The 21,552-nt window shown below is 68.7% G+C and carries 17 protein-coding genes and 2 pseudogenes; 9 read left to right on the top strand and 10 right to left on the bottom strand.

Annotation, left to right across the window (positions count from 1 at the left end; all coding sequences use genetic code 11):
- Positions 1-101: 101 nt before the first annotated feature.
- The gene (locus LRS04_RS10935) at positions 102-3,020 is read right to left on the bottom strand and encodes a TonB-dependent siderophore receptor (protein WP_257816392.1); all 2,919 of its coding nucleotides are present in this window, start codon (positions 3,018-3,020) and stop codon (positions 102-104) included.
- Positions 3,021-3,504: 484 nt separating this feature from the next.
- Between LRS04_RS10935 and LRS04_RS10930 the strand changes: the two genes are divergently transcribed.
- A complete protein-coding gene (locus tag LRS04_RS10930) occupies positions 3,505-4,038 on the top strand; it encodes a hypothetical protein (protein WP_257816391.1) in 534 nt (177 codons plus the stop codon).
- Between the two features lie 58 nt (positions 4,039-4,096).
- On the opposite strand, the gene LRS04_RS10925 is transcribed toward LRS04_RS10930, so the two are convergent.
- The 3 genes and pseudogenes from LRS04_RS10925 to oppB all read right to left on the bottom strand — a co-directional run bounded on the left by LRS04_RS10925 (position 4,097) and on the right by oppB (position 5,929).
- Positions 4,097-4,711, bottom strand: a complete 615-nt coding sequence (locus LRS04_RS10925; RefSeq protein ID WP_257816390.1) for an ABC transporter permease — start codon at positions 4,709-4,711, stop codon at positions 4,097-4,099.
- A 100-nt stretch (positions 4,712-4,811) separates the two neighbouring features.
- A pseudogene (locus LRS04_RS27860) lies at positions 4,812-4,961 on the bottom strand (hypothetical protein); the annotation flags it as partial.
- Positions 4,962-5,005: 44 nt separating this feature from the next.
- Positions 5,006-5,929, bottom strand: coding sequence for an oligopeptide ABC transporter permease OppB (gene oppB / locus LRS04_RS10920; RefSeq protein WP_257816389.1), 924 nt, complete (start codon positions 5,927-5,929; stop codon positions 5,006-5,008).
- Positions 5,930-6,041: 112 nt separating this feature from the next.
- On the opposite strand from oppB, the gene LRS04_RS10915 reads away from it, so the two are divergent.
- Positions 6,042-6,449, top strand: a complete 408-nt coding sequence (locus LRS04_RS10915; RefSeq protein WP_257816388.1) for a TIGR01244 family sulfur transferase — start codon at positions 6,042-6,044, stop codon at positions 6,447-6,449.
- A complete protein-coding gene (locus LRS04_RS10910; RefSeq protein ID WP_257816387.1) occupies positions 6,449-7,342 on the top strand; it encodes an MBL fold metallo-hydrolase in 894 nt (297 codons plus the stop codon). Before LRS04_RS10915 ends, LRS04_RS10910 begins: the two co-directional genes overlap by 1 nt.
- On the opposite strand, the pseudogene LRS04_RS10905 reads toward LRS04_RS10910, so the two are convergent.
- From LRS04_RS10905 to pdxH, 3 genes and pseudogenes are all read right to left on the bottom strand, one after another.
- Positions 7,339-8,986 (bottom strand): annotated as a pseudogene (locus LRS04_RS10905) (long-chain-fatty-acid--CoA ligase). The gene LRS04_RS10910 and the pseudogene LRS04_RS10905 overlap by 4 nt on opposite strands.
- A 97-nt stretch (positions 8,987-9,083) precedes the next feature.
- A complete protein-coding gene (locus LRS04_RS10900) occupies positions 9,084-10,574 on the bottom strand; it encodes a bifunctional aminoglycoside phosphotransferase/ATP-binding protein (RefSeq protein ID WP_257816386.1) in 1,491 nt (496 codons plus the stop codon).
- Positions 10,574-11,239: a pyridoxamine 5'-phosphate oxidase gene (gene pdxH, locus LRS04_RS10895; protein WP_257816385.1), complete on the bottom strand. Its 666-nt coding sequence runs from the start codon at positions 11,237-11,239 to the stop codon at positions 10,574-10,576. The genes LRS04_RS10900 and pdxH overlap by 1 nt, the downstream gene beginning before the upstream one ends.
- Before the next feature lie 78 nt (positions 11,240-11,317).
- Between pdxH and LRS04_RS10890 the strand changes: the two genes are divergently transcribed.
- The 3 genes from LRS04_RS10890 to LRS04_RS10880 all read left to right on the top strand — a co-directional run bounded on the left by LRS04_RS10890 (position 11,318) and on the right by LRS04_RS10880 (position 13,586).
- Positions 11,318-12,151: a J domain-containing protein gene (locus tag LRS04_RS10890; RefSeq protein WP_257816384.1), complete on the top strand. Its 834-nt coding sequence runs from the start codon at positions 11,318-11,320 to the stop codon at positions 12,149-12,151.
- 28 nt (positions 12,152-12,179) lie between these two features.
- Entirely contained in the window at positions 12,180-13,313 is a 1,134-nt protein-coding gene (gene aroC / locus LRS04_RS10885; RefSeq protein ID WP_257816383.1) for a chorismate synthase, read from the top strand.
- A gap of 69 nt (positions 13,314-13,382) precedes the next feature.
- Positions 13,383-13,586: a hypothetical protein gene (locus LRS04_RS10880; protein WP_257816382.1), complete on the top strand. Its 204-nt coding sequence runs from the start codon at positions 13,383-13,385 to the stop codon at positions 13,584-13,586.
- A gap of 7 nt (positions 13,587-13,593) precedes the next feature.
- Here the strand turns inward: LRS04_RS10880 and queD are convergent, their stop codons facing one another.
- The 3 genes from queD to queC are packed head-to-tail and all read right to left on the bottom strand — an operon-like array spanning position 13,594 to position 15,363.
- A complete protein-coding gene (queD, locus tag LRS04_RS10875; RefSeq protein WP_257816381.1) occupies positions 13,594-13,968 on the bottom strand; it encodes a 6-carboxytetrahydropterin synthase QueD in 375 nt (124 codons plus the stop codon).
- Positions 13,969-13,999: 31 nt separating this feature from the next.
- Positions 14,000-14,632, bottom strand: coding sequence for a 7-carboxy-7-deazaguanine synthase (gene queE / locus LRS04_RS10870; RefSeq protein WP_257816380.1), 633 nt, complete (start codon positions 14,630-14,632; stop codon positions 14,000-14,002).
- Positions 14,632-15,363, bottom strand: coding sequence for a 7-cyano-7-deazaguanine synthase QueC (queC, locus tag LRS04_RS10865; RefSeq protein WP_257816379.1), 732 nt, complete (start codon positions 15,361-15,363; stop codon positions 14,632-14,634). Before queC ends, queE begins: the two co-directional genes overlap by 1 nt.
- Positions 15,364-15,741: 378 nt before the next feature.
- Between queC and LRS04_RS10860 the strand changes: the two genes are divergently transcribed.
- The 3 genes from LRS04_RS10860 (at position 15,742) to LRS04_RS10850 (ending at position 21,497) form a co-directional block, all read left to right on the top strand.
- The gene (locus LRS04_RS10860; protein ID WP_308238116.1) at positions 15,742-18,561 is read left to right on the top strand and encodes a TonB-dependent receptor domain-containing protein; all 2,820 of its coding nucleotides are present in this window, start codon (positions 15,742-15,744) and stop codon (positions 18,559-18,561) included.
- Between the two features lie 377 nt (positions 18,562-18,938).
- Positions 18,939-19,634 (top strand): TonB-dependent receptor plug domain-containing protein, encoded by a 696-nt coding sequence (locus tag LRS04_RS10855; RefSeq protein ID WP_257816377.1) that lies wholly within the window; start codon positions 18,939-18,941, stop codon positions 19,632-19,634.
- Between the two features lie 645 nt (positions 19,635-20,279).
- On the top strand, positions 20,280-21,497 hold the full coding sequence (locus LRS04_RS10850; RefSeq protein ID WP_257819078.1) for a TonB-dependent receptor: 1,218 nt from the start codon (positions 20,280-20,282) through the stop codon (positions 21,495-21,497).
- Positions 21,498-21,552 lie beyond the last annotated feature (55 nt).

The following is a 21,552-nucleotide window of genomic DNA, read 5'->3' as shown; positions in this document are numbered from 1 at the left end:
AAAGGGGCGGCGGATCGCTCCGCCGCCCCCAGTTAGCCGAAAAAGAAGGGGCGGCGGATTGCTCCGCCGCCCCGGGTCGAACCTTGCTGGTCTGTCGTCGACTAGAAGTCGGCGGTCAGGCCCAGGAAGATGTAGCGGCCGAAGGTGTCGTACACTTGCGGCCAGGTGTTGCCGTTGCAGGGCCCGGTCGGGCAGTTCGACGAACCGTTCAGCGGCGGATCCTTGTCGAACACGTTGTTCACGCCGAGGCGGAAGTTGACAGTGTCTTTCATGGTCCAGGTCGCGGTCAGGTCGAAGTAGTCCCGCGCGCCGAGGGTCTTGTCGGTTTCGTACTGGAGGCCCGGGTTGTTGAGCAGCGGGTCATCCGAGTAGGCGTCCAGGGTCACCTTGTTGAAGTGACGCCATTGGACCGACAGGCCGACGCTGGAGATCCAGTCGTTGTACGACCAGGGGGTGTTCCAGGTCAGGCGAGCCTTGTGACGCCATTCCGGGTTCGGCGAGGACAGACCGCCCGAGACCGAGCAGATCGTGCCGTACTTGCCGACGCAGTCGAACGACTCCGAGTCCGGCAGCGACTTGATCGACAGCTTGTCGAGCCAGGTGCCGACGAACGACACCGAGATGCCGCCCGCGTCGGTCATGCCGAAGCGGTCGAGGTCGGTGCGGTAGCCGAGGTTGAAGTCGACGCCCGCCGTTTCCAGCGAACCGGTGTTCAGCGTCGTGTCGACCACGTAGCCCTGCGGCGACAGCCAGATCGAGCCTTGCGAGTCCCGGTTGACGAGGCCGCAATAGAACTGGTCGAGCGTGTCGAGGCAGTTGTTGATGATCAGGTCGGCGCCGATGCCGGAGATGTAGTCGTCGACCTTGATGTTGAACCAGTCGACCGACACGTTCAGGCCCGGGACCATCGACGGCTGGAAGACGACGCCCAGCGAGTAGGTGTCGGACTTTTCCGGATCGAGGTCCGGGTTACCGCCGGTCAGGCCGTTGTACTGGTTGGCCGGGTTCTCTTCGATGGCCAGCACCTGGGCCGTGGTCAGGCCGAAGGCCTGGGCGCAGCGGGCCACCAGGGCGTCACCGGCGGAGAGGCCGGCGCAGGGATCCTGCGTACCGTCGAGGACGACGTTCTGCGGGCTGAACAGCTCGAGGACGTGCGGCGCACGGACGGCGCGCTGGTAGCTGGCGCGGAAGCGCAGGTCGTCGATCGGTTCCCAGTCACCGGCGAACTTGTAGGTGTGGGTGGTGCCGATCGAGTTGTAGTCCGAGAAGCGGTAGGCGGTCTCGAACGTCAGCGACTTGGCGAACGGCATGTCCTGCACCAGCGGGATGCGGGCTTCGCCGAACAGGTCATAGACGTCGAACGAGCCGTTCACCGGCGGCGAGGCGCCGCCCGAACCGTTCAGGGCGCCCGACGACGACACGTAGTCGGCGGCGAAGTCGAGCTGTTCGCGGCGGTATTCCGCACCGAACGAGACGCCCACGCCGTCTTCCGCCCACGGGCTCTTCAGGCCGTAGTCGCCGAGCATGCCGCCGAACGAGACGTTGACGATGCGCTCGAACAGGTTACCCGCCTGGGTGGAGGGGGTTTCCAGGTAGTCGAGGGCCGCCTGGGTGACGCCGCCGATGCGGAAGATGTTGTAGGGCACGCAGGCCGTGTCCGAGCCGTTCACCACCGACGCGCAGGTCGGGGTGCCGTTCACGTTCACGACGTTCAGGGCGTTCTGGATGGCGCCCGTGCGGAAGAAGCCCGTCTGGACCTGGTCGAAGTCGACGCGGCCGTACTGCATGTAGGCGTCGTAGGTCCAGTTCTCGCTGATGTCGCCGCGGATACCCACGACGTAGCGGTACTGAACGTGCTCGGTCGTGCCCTGACGGCCGCCGCCTTCCGTGTTCCGGCGGGCGACGATGCCCGTGAACGTGCCGGCCGGGTTGCTGGCGCAGGTGCCGCCGCCCGAGGCCGCCGTGGCGGTCAGGAGGCCGGCCTGCTGGGCCGACAGGAGCGGGTTGGCGCAGTTGATCGAGAAGGTGCCGGCGAAGATGCCGCCCGGCGCGATCTGATAGGTGGACTTGTCGTCCATGAACATCAGGTCGGCGTAGGCTTCCGCCCAGTCGGTGAGTTCATAGTGGGCGAACGCGCCCATCACGTAGCGGTCGTCCGGACGCTGGTAGTAGTTGGACGGGCCGAAGTTATAGACGTCGCGCGACGCGACGCGCGGGCGGAACTGCTGCGCCGGGCTGGTCACGTCGACGACGAAGTTGCCGACGCGGGCCGGGAAGGCCGTGCCCGAACCACCGCAGCCGGCGGCCGCGAAGGTCGCGTCCGAATTGAGCGTGCACGACGAGAAGTCGCGGCTGCCCTGCAGGATCGGCTCGAAGTGGCGGTAGCCGGCGTAGGCGGTGATGTTGCCGCGGCCGTCCGGCGCATTGACGCCGAACACCAGGGTGATTTCCGAGCTTTCGCCGTCGATCACGTTCTCGTCCGGCAGCGCGAAGAATTCCGGGCTGGCGGCGCCGGCGGCGGCGGCGGCCACGACGTCCGCCACCGGGTTGTCGTTCTTGTGCTGGTAGAACCCGTACTGGGTGTCGATGCGGACACCTTCGAAGTTCTTCTGCAGGATGAAGTTGACGACGCCGGCCACGGCGTCGGCGCCGTAAACGGCCGAGGCGCCGCCGGTCAGCACGTCAACGCGTTCGACGAGCGCGGTCGGGATGAAGTTCAGGTCGGGGGCCAGCGCGCCGCCGGCGGTGTTCGGCGTACCCGGCATCAGGCGACGGCCGTCGACCAGCACCATGGTGCGGGTGGCGCCCAGGCCGCGCAGGTTGACGGTGGCCGTACCGGTCGAGCCGTTGGAGAGGGCCGCGCCCTGGGCCGCGAACGCTTGCGGCAGGCTGTTGACCATGTCCTCGACCCGGGTGACGCCCTGAGCCTTGATTTCGGCGGAGCCGATGGCGGTCACGGGGCTCACGCTCTCCAGGTTGGGAGAGGGGATCCGGGTGCCGGTGACGACGATTTCGGACACTTCGTCCTGCGCCGCCGCCTGCGTAGCGGACAGGCCGAGTACGGCCACACCGCAGATCATGGAAGACGCCAACAGGCGCTCCCGCATGGATTTGATTTGCAAGGTCTACATCCTCCAGCGGTCCGCCGATGGCGGACCCGCTCCCCAACAAGGTTCGGTCCCGGGAACGAAGTCGCGCCCGGTTACGGTGGAGTTACGAGCGTAACCATCTAGGGGTCAACGCACATTACAGCCCTGTCAGGTGGTCGACGCCGACGTGTCGCATTCTGGTCACAGATTGTCGCACCTGCCCCGAAGCGAGCACTTTTCAACCTCTGCGACCCCGTGTGGCTGAAATGCGCCACTCAGGGCTTGCAGGAATCGTGGACCGGCGACAGCCGCCGCCGGACGTGACTGAGAATCGGCCGAACAGCGAAGGCTGGCGATTGCGCCGGACCGGGCCGGCGGCTTGAATGCGCGCCTTCGTGTTCAGGGGTTCGCGCACATGAGATCTCTCCGGGTCCGCCTCGTCCTGGCCGCCGCGGTCGGCCTGGCGCTGACCGCCCAGCCGGCGCTCGCCCAGTCCAAGGCCCAGCGGGCGCAGGCGCTGCAGAAGCTCAGCGACTGCCGCAAGGTGGCCGACAGCGCCGAGCGCCTGGCCTGCTACGACACCGCCGCCGAGGCGCTGGAGACCGCGGAGGCCAAGGGCGACGTGGTGGTGGTCGACCGCGAACAGGCCCGCGAGGTGCGCAAGCAGGCCTTCGGCTTCCAGATGCCGTCGCTCAGCCTGTTCGAGAAGGGCGAGAAGCCGGAGGACCTCGACAGCCTGACCGGCGAGGTCGCGGCCGCGCGAATGACCAGCGCGGGCAAGTGGATCGTCGAGCTGAAGGACGGCGCGGTCTGGGCGCAGATCGACGCCAACGAGGTGCCCTTCGCGCCCAAGCCGGGCGACCCCGTGCGCATCCGCAAGGCCTCACTGGGGAGCTATATGCTGAGCGTGAAGAACCAGCGCTCCTTCCGCGCCAGCCGCCAACAGTAGCGAGCCCATCCGAGCGCGTCCGGGCGGCGAAACCGCTTCACACTTTCGCCTGACGCGCTCACCGGTCCTTCGGGTCGATGGCGTCGCGCAGGCCATCGCCGATGAAGTTGAAGCTCATCAGCGTCACGACCATCACCACTGACGGGAACACCAGCAGCCAGGGCGCGAGCTCCATGTCCTGGGCGCCGTTGGCGATCAGGGTGCCCAGCGAGGCCATGGGCGGCTGCACGCCCAGCCCCAGGAAGGAGAGGAAGCTCTCCGCCAGGATCACCGCCGGGATGGTCAGGGTCACATAGACGACCACGGGCCCGAGGAGATTGGGCACGATGTGCCGGGCGATGATCGCGCCCTGGGAGAGCCCCGCGGCGCGGGCGGCCTCGACGAACTCCTTGTGCTTCAGGGTCAGCGTCTGGCCGCGCACGATCCGGCTCATGGTGAGCCATTCGACCGCGCCGATCGCCACGAAGATCAGGATGATGTTCGAGCCGAAGGTGACCATCAGGAGGATCACGAAGAAGATGAAGGGCAGCGAGTAGAGGACGTCGACGATGCGCATCATCACCTCGTCCAGCCGCCCGCCGACGTAGCCCGCGACGGCGCCCCAGGCCACGCCGATGATCAGCGAGACGACGGTGGCCACGAGTCCGATGGCCAGCGAGACGCGCAGGCCCATGAGCAGGCGAGCGGCCAGGTCGCGGCCGAGCGAGTCGGTTCCCAGCAGGTGGCCGCCCTGCAGCGGCGCCCAGCCACACGTCCTCCTTGTTCACCTGGTCGTAGGGCCATCCCGTCAGGTACGGGCCCACCAGGGCGCCCAGCACCAGCAGGGCGAGCACCACCATGCCGGCGACCGCCGCCTTGTTGCGCAGCAGCCGCCGTCGCGCGTCGTCCCAGAGGCTGCGGCCCTTGACGGCCGCGCGCTCCATGCTGTCCGCCCCCTTGCGGGAGCCGGGGACCAGGATCGAAGAGGTCATGCCAGCCGCACCCGGGGATCGAGGGCGGCGTAGAGCAGGTCGGCCACCAGGTTCAGGAGGAGGATCAGGGCGGCGTAGAAGATCACCATGCCCATGACGACGGTGTAGTCGCGCTGCAGCGCGCTGATCACGAAGAACTTCCCGAGGCCGGGGAGGTTGAAGATCTTCTCCACCACCAGGGAGCCGGTGATCAGGCCGGCGCAGGCGGGGCCGAGGTAGCTGACCAGCGGCAGGATGGCGGCCCGCAGCGCGTGGCGGGTGACGATCCGGTGCTCCGGCAGGCCCTTGGCGCGGGCGGTGCGGATGTAGTTGGCGTGCAGAACCTCGACCATGCCGGCGCGGGTCAGGCGCGAGATGATGGCGATCTGCGGCAGGGCCAGCACGGTGACCGGCAGCACCATGTTGATCAGCGCCCCGTCGTTCCAGCCGCCGCTGGGCAGCCAGCCCAGCTTGGAGGCGAAGACCAGCACCAGCAGGGGCGCGGTGACGAAGGTGGGGATGCAGACGCCCAGGATGGCGACCGCCATGACCCCGTAGTCCGCCGGCCGGTTCTGGCGCAGCGCCGCCAGCACGCCCAGGCTCACGCCGACCACCGAGGCGATGAGGATCGCCGACAGGCCGAGGCGGAGCGAGGGCTTGTAGTTCTCCTTGAGGATGTCGAGGACGCTCTTGTCCCGATACTTGAGCGACGGGCCGAGATCGCCGCGGGCGACGCCCATCATGTAGTCCACGTACTGCTCGTGGAGCGGCTTGTTCATGCCGAACTTGGCCAGCACGTTCGCCTCGATCTCGGGCGAGAGCCGGCGGTCGGTGTCGAAGGGGCTGCCCGGGGCCGCGCGCATCATGAAGAAGGCGGCGGTGATCACCAGAAGCAGGGTCGGAACCGCCACCAGGAGCCGCCGACCGATGAACCGGAACATCTGGTGAGAGAGCCTTGCGCGTGGGGCCTTTTCGGGGCGGGGCGTTGCGAAACTTCCACCCGCCCCCGATGATGTCAACGAAGGGCCCCCCGCCAGATGGAAACCAGCAGTCATGAGTGATTTCAGACGCGTCACCGAAGACCTCTCGGTGGCCCCGCAGATCAGCGTCGCCGACGTGGACGAGGCGGCCCGGCAGGGCTTCCGGACGATCATCAACAACCGCCCGGACGGCGAGGACCCCGCCCAGCCGTCCGGCGCCGAGATCGCGGCGGCCGCCGAAGCGGCGGGCCTGGCCTATTTCCACGTGCCGGTGACCGGCGGGCCGACGCCGGACCAGGTGGAGGCCACCAACCGGATCCTCGACGAGGCGCCAGGGCCCGTGCTGGCCTTCTGCCGTTCAGGGACGCGGTCCATCGTCACCTGGTCGATCGGCCAGGCGGTGTCGGGCCAGAGGGGCCGCGACGAGCTGAAGGCGCTCGGCCGCGGGGCCGGCTACGATCTCTCCGGCGTGCTCGGCTGATGATCCCCTACGTCCGGGAGATCGATTTCGCCTACGGGCGCTGCGACCAGGTCAGTCCGCTGATCCGACGGGTGATCGCCAACAACCCGAGCCCGTTCACTTACGTCGGCACCGGCACCTACATCGTCGGCCGGGACGAGGTCGCGGTGATCGACCCCGGCCCCGACGATCCGGCGCACCTGGAGGCGATCCTGGCGGCGATCCCCGGCGAGCGGGTAACGCACATCGTCATCACCCACCACCACTCCGACCACTCGCCGCTGGCCCGCGCGCTGCAGGCGCGGACCGGCGCGCCGATCTACGGCTGCGCGGTCGCCACGCCCGACGAGGACGACGGCGGGGTGAAGATGGAGGCCGGCCACGACGCCGACTTCCAGCCGGACGTCAGCCTCTGCGGCGGCGGCGAGGTCTCCGGCCCCGGCTGGACGCTGGAGGCGATCCCCACCCCCGGCCACACCTCCAACCACCTGTGCTTCGCGCTGAAGGAGGAGAACGCGCTGTTCTCCGGCGACCACATCATGGGCTGGTCGACGACGGTCATCACCCCGCCGGACGGCGACATGACCGACTACCTGGCGAGCCTGCGGACCATCCGCGACCGGGGCTTCGCGACGCTGTGGCCGACGCACGGCTCGCCGGTGCGGGAGGTGCGCCCGTTCATCGACGCCTACCTCGCCCACCGCCAGGAGCGGATCGACCAGATCACCGAGGCGCTGACGGCGGGGCCGTCGACGATCCGGGACCTGACGCCCCGGCTCTACAAGGACGTGGACCCCCGGCTGTGGCCGGCGGCGTCGCGCTCCATGCTGGCGGCGATGATCCACCTCGTGCGCGAAGGCGTGCTCACGACCGACGGTCCGGCCGGACCGGACAGCGAGTACCGGCTCGTCTAGGCGGTCGCCTTTTCCTTGGCGGTCGGCAGGACGTAGTCGCTCATCCGCTGGCGGATGAGCTTCTTGTCGATCTTGCCGGTGGCGCCCAGCGGGATGTCGTCGACGAAGACCACGTCGTCGGGGGTCCACCACTTGGCGATCTTGCCCTCGAGGTGGGCGAGGAACTCCTCCTTGCTGCCCGTCTCGCCTTCCTTGAGCTTGACCAGAAGCACGGGGCGCTCGTCCCACTTGGGGTGCGCCGCGCCGATGACGGCGCAGAGCGCGGCCTTCGGGTGGCCCATGGCGATGTTCTCGATCTCGATGGAGCTGATCCACTCGCCGCCGGACTTGATCACGTCCTTGGCGCGGTCGGTGATCTGCATGAAGCCGAACTCGTCGATGGTCGCCACGTCGCCGGTGTCGAAGTAGCCCTCGTCGTCGAGGATCGCCCCGCCGTCGCCCTTGAAGTACTCGCCCACCACGAAGGGGCCGCGGACCATCAGCCGGCCGAAGGTGGTCCCGTCGTGGGGCAGCACCTTGCCGGCATCGTCCACCAGCTTCAGTTCGACGCCGACGGGCGGGCGGCCCTGCTTCAGGGTGAAGCGAAGCTGCTCCTCGTCGCTCATCATGGCGATGGCGCGGGTCGGATTGGCGAGCGTGCCGAGCGGCGAGGTCTCGGTCATGCCCCAGGCGTGGGTGACGGAGACGCCGTACTCGTCGCGGAAGCCGCGGACGATGGCCTCGGGCACCGCCGAGCCGCCGATGACCACGCGCTTCAGGGTGGTCAGCTGGCCCCCTGGTCTCGCGCAGGTGGTTGAGCAGCATCTGCCAGACCGTCGGCACGGCGGCCGAGAAGGTGACGCCCTCGCTCTCCAGCAGCTCGTGCACCGAGGCGCCGTCCAGCTTCTGGCCGGGCATGACCATCTTGGCGCCCACCGCCGGGCAGGAGAAGGCCAGGCCCCAGGCGTTGGCGTGGAACATCGGCACCACCGGCAGGACCACGTCGGTGGCCGACAGCCCCATGACGTCGCGGCCCATGGTGACGAGGGTGTGCAGGAAGTTGGACCGGTGGGTGTAGAGCACGCCCTTCGGATTGCCGGTCGTGCCCGAGGTGTAGCAGAGGCCGGCCGGGGTCTGTTCGTCGAAGCCGCCCCAGGCGACATCGGCCGAGTTCTGCTCGACCAGGTCCTCGAAGCACAGCGCGCCCGGGAAATCGACGCCCTTCATGCCCTCGCGGTCGGTCATCACCACGAAGTGCTTCACCGTCGGCATGTTCGCGCGGTGCGCGGCCAGGATCGGCAGGAAGGTGAGGTCGGTGAAGAGGACCTTATCCTCGGCGTGGTTGATGATGTAGCAGAGCTGCTCGGGGAACAGGCGCGGGTTCAGCGTGTGGCAGACCGCCCCGATGCCCATGACGCCGTACCAGGCTTCCACGTGGCGGCCGGTGTTCCAGGCGAGGGTCGCGACGCGGTCGCCCTTCTGGATTCCCATGGCCTTCAGCGCATTCGACAGCCGCTTCGCGCGCTCGTGGATCTCCGCATAGGTGGTGCGCACGATCGGCCCCTCGACCGAGCGGCTGACCACCTCGATTCCGCCGTGCCAGGCCTTCGCATGGTCCAGGATCCTGTCGACCGTAAGCGGCCAATCCTGCATCCGGCCCTGCATCGCACGTCCTCCCAACTGACGCTTGTTAAGTTGGAAACAGGCTAGAGCCCCAGGCCGTTGGACGCAAACGGACTTCGCGCTTGCGGTATGATCCGGCCTATTCCTGGGCCTCGTTCGCCAGCCAGGCGTGGGCGGCTTCCCGGGTGTCGCCCGACGCATCCACATGGGTCCACTCGACCTCCAGGTCGCCGGCCCGTTCGAGCTGGCCGCGGAGCACGTCGACGTTGGCGTCCGACGCGTCGCCCGTGCGGGCGGCGACGCGGGCCTCCAGAACGTGGGCGGGCGCATCCAGCCAGACGCCGTCGAAGGGGACGCCGGCGTCGCGGGCGAGCTGGGCGACCCGGTCGCGCAGGCCCCCGTCCATGAAGCTGGCGTCCAGGACCACCGAGCGGCCGGCGGCCAGCATGGCGCGGGCGTCGGCGATCATGGCGTCATAGACCTGGCCCTGGGCGGCGGGCGTGTAGTGCTCGCGGCCCAGCGGCTGGGTCGGCGGGATGTTGAGCAGGCGCTTGCGGATCTCGTCGGTCCGCAGGACGACCGCGCCGGGCGAGGCCCCGATGCGCCCGGCGACGGCGCGGCCGAAGGTCGACTTGCCCGAGCCGGAGAGGCCGCCGACCGCCAGCAGGCGGGGCGGCGGCGGCGACAGGTGGGCGATGCCGGCGTCGACGTAGCGCCTCGCGGTCTCCACATCGCCCGAATGGACCGAGACGTGGGCGCGGACGCCGGCCCGCACCGACAGCATCAGCGGCAGGGCGGCGAGGCCCTCCCACAGCGCCGGCGGGAAGCCGCGCGCCGCCTCGTCGAGATAGGCCGAGTGGACCCGGACGGCGGCGTCGCGGCGGTCCCGGAAATCCAGGTCCATCAGCAGGAAGGCCAGGTCGTACTGGACGTCGATGTCGGACAGGAGGTCGTTGAACTCGATGCAGTCGAAGAGCACCGGCTCGCCGCCCTCCACCAGGATGTTCCCCAGATGCAGGTCGCCGTGGCACTGCCGGGCGAAGCCGGTGGCGCTCCGCCGGGCCAGCAGCGGCGCCTGGCGCTCGAGCTCCGCTTCGGTCGCCTCGACCAGGGCTTCGACCCTCTCCGTTCCGAGCTCGGGGGCCAGCTCGCGCAGGAGCTGGGCGTTGGAGCCGATGGTGAAGGCGAGCGCGGTCAGCCCGCCTTCGGGCTTCAGCGGCGCCTGGAGGTGGAAGCCCGCGATGGTCCGGCCCAGCCGCTCGGCGAGCGCGCCGTCCACCGCCTGAGGGGTCTTGGCCAGCACGGCCGCGTCGTCGAAGCGGCGCATCTCGAGCGCGTAATCGACCACCTCCCCTGCGCCGTCCCACTCCAGCCCGCCGTCGGCGGCGCGGGTGATGGGGACCAGCCGCCGGTAGATGTCGCAGGTGCGGGCGTTGAACGACAGCTCGCGTTCCAGCGCCCAGTGGCGACGCTCGGGCGTGCCGAACTCCACATAGCTCAGGCTGACATGGCGCTTCAGCTTGTAGGCGACATCGGTCCCCAGGAAGACGCGGGAGATGGCGGTCTCGATCGGGGCGCTCGTCCGGGCGGCGAGCCAGCGGACGACCTCCGCCTCATGCTCGGCGCCCATCAGGGATAGAGCCTGCGGGTGGTCCAGCCGTCGCCGGCGCGGGCGAAGACCAGGCGCTCGTGCAGGCGGAACGGCCGGTCGCGCCAGAACTCGAAGGTCTCGGGCGCCAGGCGGAAGCCTGACCAGTGCGGCGGGCGCGGCACCTTGCCCAGGCCGAAGCGCAGGCCCACCTCGGCGATCTTCTTCTCCAGCGCGAGACGGTCGCCGAGCGGCCGGGACTGGTCCGAGGCCCAGGCGCCGAGCTGGGCCGGTCGTGCGCGGGTGGCGAAATAGGCGTCCGCCTCCTCCGGGGTGGTCGGCGCGACGGTCCCGCGGACGCGGACCTGCCGGCGCAGGGACTTCCAGTGGAAGAGCAGCGCGGCCTTCGGATGGGCGGCGAGCTGGCGGCCCTTCGCGCTCTCGAGGTTGGTGTAGAAGACGAAGCCGGCCGGATCGACGTCCTTCAGCAGCACCATGCGGACATCGGGCATGCCGTCGTCGTCGACGGTGGACAGCGCCATGGCGTTGCCGTCGTTCGGCTCCTTCGCGAGCGCCTCGCGCAGCCATTCGGCGAACAGGGCGAACGGGTCTTCCTCGGCCAGCAGCGGCGGCGGCTCGGCGGCGGCCACCTGCCGGACGTATTCGTCCTCGCTCGGCGAGGCGGGGATGAGGCTCTTCTCGGTCATTGCCTGGGATATAGCGCGCAGGTTCGCCGGCGCGCGAGCGTAACCCGTCGTTCACCATGTTCAGGTGTGGTGGAGGGGATGTCCCCGACCGCCCGATCGATGACTGCGCGCGCCGCCCGCGAGGCCCTGGGCGTGGGCGCGCTCGCGGGTCCCGGCGAGATCCGTCGCGCCTTCCGCGAAGCCGCCAAGGCGGCGCACCCCGACCGGCCGGGCGGCTCGGCCGAGCGGTTCCGCCAGGTGGTCGACGCCTATCACCGCCTGCAGGGCGAGCCGCGGCCGCAGGACCGCTTCGTCCAGCCGCCGGCGAGGCGCGAGCCGGTCGCGGCCGAGCTTTGCATCAGCCCCCTCACCGCGCTGAAGGGCGGTTCGGCCGAACATCGGCTGGCCGACGGGCGCACGATCCGCATCAAGCTGCCGCCCGGCCTGCGCACCGGCGACACGGTCCGCGCCGGCGAGACCGAACTGCCCGTCGTGGTGCGAAGCGAGGGCGACATGATCCTGCGCGGCGACGACCTCTGGCTCACGGTGTCGGTGACGCCCCCGCGTCCTGGCCGACGGCGGGCGGGTGGCGCTGGAGACGCCGCTGGGCCGGCGGATCGTCTGGGTGACCCGGAAGGCCGGCGAGCGCGGTCTCGTGCGGCTGGTCGGCCAGGGTCTGCCGGCGCGCGGCAGGCACGCCCAGGGCCACCTCTTCGTCCGGCTGCGGCCGCAGGAGAGCTCCACCGACAGCGCGGCGCGCAGCCTGCTCCGGCGCTTCGCCGCCGCCTGGGCGGCATGATCATCCCTCCCCTGCAGGGGAGGGAAAGCCGGGCGAAGCCTGGCCGGGTGGGGAAGCGCGGGCCGGACCTTGCCTCACAGAATAATCCTTACACCCCCCACCCCGGTCGCGTTCGCGACCCACCCCTCCCCTGAAGGGGAGGGATGAGTTAGAAGCGCCGCCATGTCGCACAACACCTTCGGCCACCTCTTCCGCGTGACGACCTGGGGCGAGAGCCACGGGCCGGCGCTGGGCTGCGTGGTGGACGGCTGCCCGCCGGAGATCCCGCTGACGGCGGACGATATCCAGGTGTGGCTGGAGAAGCGCCGGCCGGGCCAGGGCAAGTTCGTCACCCAGCGCCAGGAGCCGGACGCGGTACGCATCCTCTCCGGCGTGTTCCAGGACGAGCGGACGCTGGCGGATTTTGGCGGCCAGGTGACCACGGGGACGCCGATCTCGCTGATGATCGAGAACGTCGACCAGCGCTCGAAGGACTATTCCGAGATCGCCCAGGCCTTCCGGCCGGGCCACGCCGACTATCCCTATTTCGCCAAGTACGGGGTGCGCGACTACCGGGGCGGCGGTCGCCAGTCGGCCCGCGAGACCGCGGCCCGCGTGGCGGCCGGCGCCATCGCCCGCAAGGTTATCCCGGGCGTGACGATCCGCGGCGCGGTCGTGCAGATCGGCCCGCACGCCGTCGCGCCCGACCGCATCGACTTCTCCGTCACCGAGGACAATCCGTTCTGGTGCCCCGATCCGGAGATGGTCCCGGTCTGGGAAGAGCACCTGGAGAAGATCCGCAAGGCGGGCTCGTCCACGGGCGCCGTGGTCGCCGTGGAAGCCACCGGCGTCCCGGCCGGCTGGGGCGCGCCGGTCTACGGCAAGCTCGACGCCGAGCTGGCGCTAGCGCTGATGTCGATCAACGCCTCGAAGGGGGTCGAGATCGGCGCCGGCTTCGCATCCGCCGCCCTGACCGGCGAGGAGAACGCCGACGAGATGCGGATGGGCAATGACGGCCCGGCCTTCACCTCGAACCACGCCGGCGGCGTGCTCGGCGGCATCTCCACGGGCCAGCCGGTGACCGCGCGCGTGGCGTTCAAGCCGACCTCCTCGATCCTCACCCCGCGCAAGACGCTGAACGAGGCCGGCGAGGAGATCGAGCTCAGGACCAAGGGCCGCCATGATCCCTGCGTCGGCATCCGCGCCGTGCCGGTGGTCGAGGCCATGGTCGCCTGCGTGCTGGCCGACGCCTTCCTGCGCCACCGCGCCCAGACCGGCGGCGGCGCCTACCAGCCCGGCGCCCGCGAGCGGCGCTAGGCCGCACCGCTTCGCCATCTTTCGGCAACGGCCTTGGGTCATAGTCCGCCGAAAGATCGGGGAATCCTCATGACCGCCAAGCTCGCGCTCCGCGCCGCCCTTCTCACTGCCCTGGGCCTGAGCCTGTCCGGCTGCCTGGCCGTCGCGGCCACGGGCGCCGTGGTCGGCACGGCGGTCGGCGTCACGGGCGCCGCGGTGAAGACCACGGCCAAGGCCGGCGGCATGGTGGTGGGCGCGGTGGTCCCCGGCGGCGGGGACAAGGACGAGGACTAGTCCCCGTCTAGCTGACGCGCAGCGCGCAGCTCTCGCCGATCGTCGGACGCGAGACGCAGATCCGAGACAGGCCCGGAAATTGCTCCTTCAGCCGTTCGGCGAAGTAGAGGCAGATGTGCTCGAGCGTCGGCCGTTCCAGGCCCGGCTTGTCGTTCAGCAGGCCGTGGTCGAGTTCGGCCGCGACGGCCTTCAGCGCCTGGTCGAGGTCGGCGAAGTCGGCCACCCAGCCCACCGGCTCCTGCGCTTCGCCCGCGACGGTGGCCTCCACCTTGAACGAATGGCCGTGCAGGTTCGTGTAGGGCCGGTGCTCCGGCCCGTCCGTGATGTAGTGGGCCGCGTCGAAGGTCGCGGTCTTGGTGATCTCGAAGAGGGGTGCGGTCATGAAATAGGTCGTGGCGGCCTGGGCGAACGCCTCAGGCGATGCCGAGGTATTTGTGGGTCTGGACGCTTAAACGCCAGCGGGGATGGGAAAGGCAATAGGCGATGGCCGCCCGGGTATTGGCCTCGCGGTCGGGCCCGTCCATCGGCTGGAGCAGGAAACGCTCGAAATCGAGGTGCTCGAACCGCTCCGGACGCGCCTTTTCCTGGGGAAACACCAGCTTCAGCTCGTGGCCATGGGTCTGGACGACTTCGGCGTCCGCCTTGGGACTGACGCAGATCCAGTCGACGCCCTCCGGCACGGCCAGCGTGCCGTTGGTTTCCAGCGCGATCGCGAAGCCGCGGGCGTGGAGCGCGTCGAGCAAGGGACGGTCGACCTGCAGCAGGGGCTCGCCGCCGGTGAGCACCACCAGGCGGTTCTCCACCCCACCGGTCCAGGCGGCCTCGATGGCGCGGGCCAGGTCGTCGGGCTCGGGGAAACGGCCGCCGCCCTCCCCATCCATGCCCACGAAGTCGGTGTCGCAGAAGCTGCAGACCGCGGTCGCCCGATCCTGCTCCCGGCCGCTCCAGAGATTGCAGCCGGCGAAGCGGCAGAACACCGCCGGACGGCCGGCCTGGCCGCCCTCCCCCTGAAGGGTCAGGAAGATCTCCTTGACCGCATAGCTCATCAGGCCGGCTCCGCCCGGAGGACGGGCCGGTCCTCGGCGGCCCAGGCCGCGTAGCCGCGGGCCCGCAGTTCGCAGGCCGGGCAGGTCCCGCAACCGTGGCCCCAGGCGTGCAGCTCGCCCCGCTCGCCGCGATAGCAGGTGTGGCTGTCCTCGACGGTGATCCCGACGAGGGGCTCGCCGCCCAGGCGCTTGGCGAGCGCCCAGGTCTCCGCCTTCGTCAGATGCATCAGCGGCGTCTCGATGCGGAAGTCCTGGTCCATGCCGAGATTCAGCGCGGCTTCCATGGCGTCGATGGAGGCGCGGCGGCAGTCCGGATAGCCGGAGAAGTCCGTCTCGCACATGCCGCCGACCAGCACCTTCAGGCCCCGCCGGTCGGCCAGCGCGGCGGCATAGGTCAGGAAGACCAGGTTGCGGCCAGGCACATAGGTGGAGGGCAGGCCCTTCTCGGTGATCTCGAACTCGCGCCCGGTGGTCATGGCGGTCTCGCCGATGGCGCCGAAGCCGCGCATCTCCAGCATGTGATCCTCGCCGAGGCGGGGCGCCCAGGCCGGGAACTCGGCAGAGATGCGTTCGCGGACCCGCTGACGGGCCTGAAGCTCCACCGCATGGCGCTGGCCATAGTCGAAACCGACCGTCTCGACGCGCGGGTAGCGGTCGAGGGCCCAGGCGAGGCAGGCGGTGGAGTCCTGCCCTCCTGAGAACAGCACGAGGGCGCCGGCGGTCTCGGTCATCGGCCCCATATGCGCGCTCGGCGGCGCTTGGGGAAGGGACGGGGCGTCGCGGCCACTTCCGGCGGCGCCAGGCGGGGAATCGGCGAGGACGGCGGAGCGATCCGCCGCCCTTCATCTTTGTACATCCCTGTCGGTAAAGGGGTTTCCGCTCCGTCAGCTGTGGTCGCCTATTTGCCACAACCCCTGCCGTACGGGTATGTTATCAACGTTCACATAACGTCGTTTGGTTGACAGACCTTAAGGCCTGGCTCCTGCTTGGGTCTGGCTGTCGGGGGAACCGCCGCACTCCTCAGCGCAACGTCGGGCGGCGAAGCGACACTCAACGGGCCACAAGAGCCTGGGCGTGTTGGGAGGAACCAAATGGAAAGCGCAAAATCCTTGCGTCGCGTTCTCGTGGCCAGCGCATCCGCGGCCGCCCTGATCGCGGTCGCAGCACCGGCCTCTGCTCAGGGCAGCAACGTCATCGAGGAGTTGGTCGTCACCGCCCAGAAGCGCGAGGAAGCGCTTCAGGACGTGCCGATCGCGGTCTCGGCGTTCAGCCAGGAGACCCTGGAGCGGGCGCGGATCGACGGCGGTCCGAACCTGGTGCTTCAGGTGCCGAACGTGCAGTTCTCCAAGGGGAACTTCACCGGCTACAATTTCCAGATCCGCGGGATCGGCTCGAAGCTGGTGTCGGGTTCCGGTGACGCCGGGACGGGCATCCACCTGAACAACGCCCCGCTGATCGCCAACAACCTGTTCGAGACCGAGTTCTACGACATGGAGCGCGTCGAGGTGCTCCGCGGTCCGCAGGGCACTCTCTATGGCCGGAACGCCACCGGCGGCGTGGTCAACCTGCTCACCGCCAAGCCGACCGACACCTTCGAGGCGAACATCCGCGGCGAGTACGGCAACTACAACAGCATCAAGGTGCGCGGCATGGTCAACATGCCGATCAACGACATGCTGGCCCTGCGCGTGGCGGGCAACTACCTGAAGCGCGACGGCTACGGCGAGAACCTCGCCACCGGCAACGACGCGGACGACCGTGACCTGTGGGGCGGCCGCGCCACCCTGTCGTTCTCGCCGACCGACAACTTCCGCACCTGGCTGCTGTGGGACCACTTCGAGGAGGACGACAACCGCTCGCGGATCGGCAAGCAGCTCTGCACCAAGGACCTGGGCCCCGCCAACATCGGCGGGCTCGGCTATTCCGCCATCCCGCCGGTCGGCCAGATCCAGCGCGGCCTGTTCAGCCAGGGCTGCTCGCCGAGCTCGATCTACGACGACAGCGCGTTGGGCACGGTGAACTCCCAGGCGACGCTGGGCGGCCTGTTCGGCGCGCTGGGCGGCTTCCAGACCGGCGACGCCTACGCCGGCAAGATGCAGACGGACGACGTGCGGGACATCGAGTCCCTGTTCGACCCGATCTACAAGTCGAAGACCGACATCTACGAGTTCAACGCCGAGTTCGACGTCACCGAAAACGTCACCCTGAACTGGCTGTCGGCCTACACCTACTACAAGCTCTACACGCGGCAGGACTACAACCGCTACCTGCCCAGCACGAACTTCAACACCACGCCGAACCCGGTGAACGCGTTCGCCGCCGTACCCGGCTATGCCACGGCCATCTATCCGAGCCTGTTCCCCGGCGGCGTCATCAACGATCCGCAGAACGGGCCGCAGAACCGGTTCACCACCAGCGACATCTCGTCCTCCTACACCGAGCAGTGGAGCCACGAGGTCCGGTTCCAGTCGAACTACGACGGACCGTTCAACTACAACGTCGGCGGCATGCTCACCCGGTTCAAGGGGACCGGCGACTACTATGTGATGTTCAACACGGGCACCGGCTACTACCAGATCAACAACCTGTTCTCGACCGGCAACCCCAACTGCTCGGGCCCCGCGCCCTGCGTCACCATCGACCCGAACGCCGACCCGAACCGCAGCGGCCACAACTACTATGACAGCTACGGCCCCTACCGCCTGCTGTCCTACGCCGCGTTCGGCGAGTTCTACTACCAGATGTCCGACACCTTTAAGTGGACGCTCGGCCTCCGCTACACGGTCGACGACAAGCAGGTGATCTCGCACAGCGTGTCGCTCGGCACGCCGGGCATCGGACCGGTCCCGATCGGCCTGCAGAAGGTGAAGTTCAAGGAGCCCACCGGGCGCTTCGGCTTCGACTGGAAGCCGGACGTCGGCTTCACCGACGACACCCTGGTCTACGCCTTCTATGCGCGGGGCTATAAGTCCGGCGGCCTCAACCCGCCGTTCAGCCCGGGGATCGGCGTGGTGCCGGTGCCGGCCAGCTTCGAGCCGGAGTTCATCAACTCCTACGAGATCGGCACCAAGAACACGCTCGCGGGCGGCTCGCTGGTGCTCAACCTGACCGGCTTCTACTACGACTACAAAGGCTATCAGGTCTCGAAGATCATCAACCGGACCTCGATCAACGAGAACATCGACGCCCAGGTCATGGGCGCCGAGTTCGAGACGATCTGGCAGCCGGTGGACGGCCTGCGCCTGAACGCGCAGATCGGCTACCTGAACACCGAGATCAAGGACGCCAGCTCGATCGACACCTTCAACCGGACGCAGGGCGTCGCCGGCCTGCAACTGGTGAAGTCCAGCGCCGCGTCGAACTGCGTGGTCTCGACGGCCGCCGCCCAGACGGCGCTGGCCATCTCCAACGGCCAGGTCCCGGGCTTCACGCCGAACCCGTTCAACCTGCTCGGCGTCTGCACCCTGGCCTCGGCCGCGGGCGCGGGCACGAACATCAACGGGACGGGCGCCATCGCCGCCGGCACCAACGCCTTCGGCGGCCTGGTCTCGGAAGGCGTGTCGGTGGACCTCGACGGCAACGAGCTGCCGAACTCGCCGGAATGGACGGTGTCGCTGGGCGCCCAGTACTCCTGGACGCTCGGCTCCTGGGACGCGACCCTGCGCGGCGACTACTACAAGCAGACCAAGACCTTCGCGCGGATCTACAACAGCGCCGCCGACCGCATCAAAGGGTGGGACAACCTGAACTTCACCTTCACGGTGCAGAATGCGGACAACGGCATCGAGGTCGGCGCCTTCGTGAAGAACGCCACCGACGAGGCGGCGGTCACCGACTTCTACCTCACCGACGACAGCTCCGGCCTGTTCCGGAACGTCTTCTACACCGAGCCGCGCACCTATGGCATCTCGGTCGCCAAGCGCTGGTAAGGCGCAAGGCATAACCTCTGACGGAGGGCGGCGGGGCGACCCGCCGCCCTTTCTCTTTGCCGGCGCGCCAGCCCTCCAGATCGCCCGTTCGAAATATTGGTACGCCCCTTAGAGTTCTGACGCGCACGTCAGTTCCTTCGCCAGCAAGCGTTCGCCGACCAGCGTTCAGTTTTGAGCAGCAGATTCGAAAGTGAGGTATTTCGGCCACGGCGCGCCGAAACTCGGCCTTATTGGCGATAAGTTATCGACGTCCAGTTGACCTCCCCCCGTCGCGGAGCCGCAGCGTCCGGCCCCTTCGGGCGCCTCCCCGCGCCCGTTCACCGCAAACGACAACAAGCGGCGCCGCGGGTCCCTCGCGCGCGCCCCGGGAGGACTGCATGTCTAAGACCACCCTGCGGCTTCGCAGCCTGCTGGCCGTGGGCGCCTCGGCCGTCGCGCTCGCCAGCTTCGCCCAGCCCGTCCTCGCCCAGGAGGCCGGCGGCGCCATCGAGCTGGAAGAGCTGGTGATCACCGCCGAGAAGCGCGAGCAGTCGCTGCAGGACGTGCCGGTGGCCGTCTCGGCCTTCACCTCCGAGCGCCGCGACATCGCCGGCATCACCGGCATCCAGGACTTCGTGAACTTCACGCCGGGCATGAACTACTCCGGCACCGACCGGGTCAGCCTGCGCGGCGCCGGCCGCAACACCTTCTACATCGGCAACGACCCCGGCGTGGCCAGCTACTCGGACGGCTTCTACTCGGCCTCGTCCTCGGAGCTGTTCAAGAGCCCGCTGTTCATCGAGCGCACCGAGATCCTGCGCGGACCCCAGGGCACGCTCTACGGCCGCAACGCCATCGGCGGCGCCATCAACCAGATCTCCAAGCGTCCGTCGCAGGACTTCGGCGGCGAGATCCGCGCCGGCTACGGCAACTACAACCGCACCAAGCTCGAAGGCGTGGTCTCCTGCCGGTGGCCGAGAACCTGCGCTTCAAGGTCGGCGGCAGCCAGGACTGGCAGCGCGACGGCTTCATCAAGAACATCGGCGGCGGCAAGGACGGCGCCACGATCAAGCGGACCTACTTCGAGTTCATGATGGAGGCCGAGCCCACCGAAAAGCTCGACATCTTCGTCCGCTACAACCGCTCGAGCTGGGACGACACCATGGGCGTGGGCGACCGCCTCGCCAACCTGGTGACGCCGTACGACACCACCCTGCCCTTCGGGCCGATCGGCCAGCTCGTGCCGAACGCCGCGTTCGGCTACACGACCCCGAACCCGGGCGTCGAAGACCCGTACGTCACCAACACCAACACCGACGGCTACGGCCAGCTGCGCGGCAACCACGTGCTGGCGACCAATGTCAGCTACGACCTGGGCTTCGCCACGCTGAAGTACATCGGCGGCTTCCAGCAGTACAATTACCAGACGGGCGGCGATTACGACGGCACCAGCCGCACGGCGCCGATCAGCATTCCGGGGATGCTGGTCCCCTACTTCCCGACCACCACCACCGACTTCAACGAGAAGAAGCGCTACTTCTCGAACGAGGTGAACCTGACCTCGAACTCGGACGGCCCGCTGCGCTGGATCCTCGGCGCGTACCAGTACCATGAGGAATACAAGCAGCGGATCCAGCTCGCCAACCCCAACCAGGTGCAGCTCGCCAACCCGCTGACCCTGCAGGGGGACGCCGGCCGCGCCGAACCCTAGCCGCAACTTCGTCGACGGCCAGGCCACCCTGGAATCCAAGGCCTGGGCGGCGTTCGGCCAGGCGACCTATGAGCTGAACGACCAGTTCGCGCTCACCGCCGGCCTGCGCTACACCAAGGACCAGAAGGACGGCTGGGAAAGCTACCGCCTGATCATCCTGTCGCCGGCGATCGCGGGCGGCGCAGCGGCCTTCGACGTCTCGACCGACCTGAGCCCGACCACGCCGGGCATCCAGAACGCCCGCGAGATGGAGGGCAGCTGGGACGCGGTGACCGGCCTGATCAACCTCGACTGGACCCCGGACGAGGATACGCTCGGCTACGCCAAGTACAGCCGCGGCTACAAGTCAGGCGGCTTCCTGCTGGGCACGCTCGCGCCCGATCCGGAAGCTGAACAGGAGCAGGTGAACGCCTACGAGATCGGGCTGAAGCGCACCTTCGGCGGGCGGTTCCAGCTGAACGCCTCGGCGTTCTTCAACGACTACAAGGACCTGCAGCTGAACCTGTCGCAGCTGAACGGCGCGGCGGCGGCCAACAACTTCGTCAACGTCGACGCCGAGGCCTACGGCCTGGAGCTGGAAGCCCTGTGGCGGCCGGTCGCCAACCTCGACCTCTCGGCGAGCTATGGCTACCTGAACACCGAGATCACCTCGGGCTGCTGCTTCTACGATCCGGCCGACCCGGGCGCGCTCGACCCCAACGCCACCCCGGAAGGCGGCGTCGTGGTCTCCAACGGCACCCGCCTGGTCTTCCAGACCCTGAAGGGCTCGCGGATCTACCAGTCGCCGAAGCACAAGTTCGCCGGCAACGCGAACTACACCTTCAACTTCGCCCCGGGCTCGCTGATCCTGTCGGCGACCTACACCTGGACCGACGAGACGACCTATCAGCCGTTCAAGAGCGCGGCGAACATGGTCCCGGCCTACGACGTCACCGACTTCCGGGTCCTGTGGAACGACGCCGACGACCGCTACACGCTCATCGGCTACGTCAAGAACGCCTTCGACGAGCGCGGCTTCACCTCGAACGGCTCGACGACCCCGTCGGCGATCTTCGACCTGCCGAACCCCTGGTCCGGGCCTCGTCCAGACGCGGACGGCGATCACCCGCGGCCTGATCCAGCCCCGCACCTACGGCGTGGAGCTGCAGTACCGCTTCTAATAAAGGCGCGTTTCCTCCCATTTGCGCCATCTGGGGCGGCGGGTTTTCCCGCCGCCTCTTTTGTCCACAACGCACGGTGGACTTAACCTCCTCGCAAACCCTTGAGGCGATGATCTCAGGGTTTTCCCTGAGGCGGCTCTC

Source organism: Phenylobacterium sp. J367, assembly GCF_024699985.1.
Lineage (GTDB): Bacteria > Pseudomonadota > Alphaproteobacteria > Caulobacterales > Caulobacteraceae > Phenylobacterium.
Note: the sequence above shows the minus strand (reverse complement) of the source record. Positions and strands in the feature narration are given on the sequence as shown.

What these genes read in the sequence shown, in the direction of transcription:
- LRS04_RS10930 (WP_257816391.1), top strand. Translation starts at nt 3,505, where the DNA reads ATGAGATCTCTCCGGGTCCGCCTCGTCCTGGCCGCCGCGGTCGGCCTG.
- LRS04_RS10925 (WP_257816390.1), bottom strand. Translation starts at nt 4,711, where the DNA reads ATGGGCCTGCGCGTCTCGCTGGCCATCGGACTCGTGGCCACCGTCGTC.
- oppB (WP_257816389.1), bottom strand. Translation starts at nt 5,929, where the DNA reads ATGTTCCGGTTCATCGGTCGGCGGCTCCTGGTGGCGGTTCCGACCCTG.
- LRS04_RS10915 (WP_257816388.1), top strand. Translation starts at nt 6,042, where the DNA reads ATGAGTGATTTCAGACGCGTCACCGAAGACCTCTCGGTGGCCCCGCAG.
- LRS04_RS10910 (WP_257816387.1), top strand. Translation starts at nt 6,449, where the DNA reads ATGATCCCCTACGTCCGGGAGATCGATTTCGCCTACGGGCGCTGCGAC.
- LRS04_RS10900 (WP_257816386.1), bottom strand. Translation starts at nt 10,574, where the DNA reads ATGGGCGCCGAGCATGAGGCGGAGGTCGTCCGCTGGCTCGCCGCCCGG.
- pdxH (WP_257816385.1), bottom strand. Translation starts at nt 11,239, where the DNA reads ATGACCGAGAAGAGCCTCATCCCCGCCTCGCCGAGCGAGGACGAATAC.
- LRS04_RS10890 (WP_257816384.1), top strand. Translation starts at nt 11,318, where the DNA reads ATGTCCCCGACCGCCCGATCGATGACTGCGCGCGCCGCCCGCGAGGCC.
- aroC (WP_257816383.1), top strand. Translation starts at nt 12,180, where the DNA reads ATGTCGCACAACACCTTCGGCCACCTCTTCCGCGTGACGACCTGGGGC.
- LRS04_RS10880 (WP_257816382.1), top strand. Translation starts at nt 13,383, where the DNA reads ATGACCGCCAAGCTCGCGCTCCGCGCCGCCCTTCTCACTGCCCTGGGC.
- queD (WP_257816381.1), bottom strand. Translation starts at nt 13,968, where the DNA reads ATGACCGCACCCCTCTTCGAGATCACCAAGACCGCGACCTTCGACGCG.
- queE (WP_257816380.1), bottom strand. Translation starts at nt 14,632, where the DNA reads ATGAGCTATGCGGTCAAGGAGATCTTCCTGACCCTTCAGGGGGAGGGC.
- queC (WP_257816379.1), bottom strand. Translation starts at nt 15,363, where the DNA reads ATGACCGAGACCGCCGGCGCCCTCGTGCTGTTCTCAGGAGGGCAGGAC.
- LRS04_RS10855 (WP_257816377.1), top strand. Translation starts at nt 18,939, where the DNA reads ATGTCTAAGACCACCCTGCGGCTTCGCAGCCTGCTGGCCGTGGGCGCC.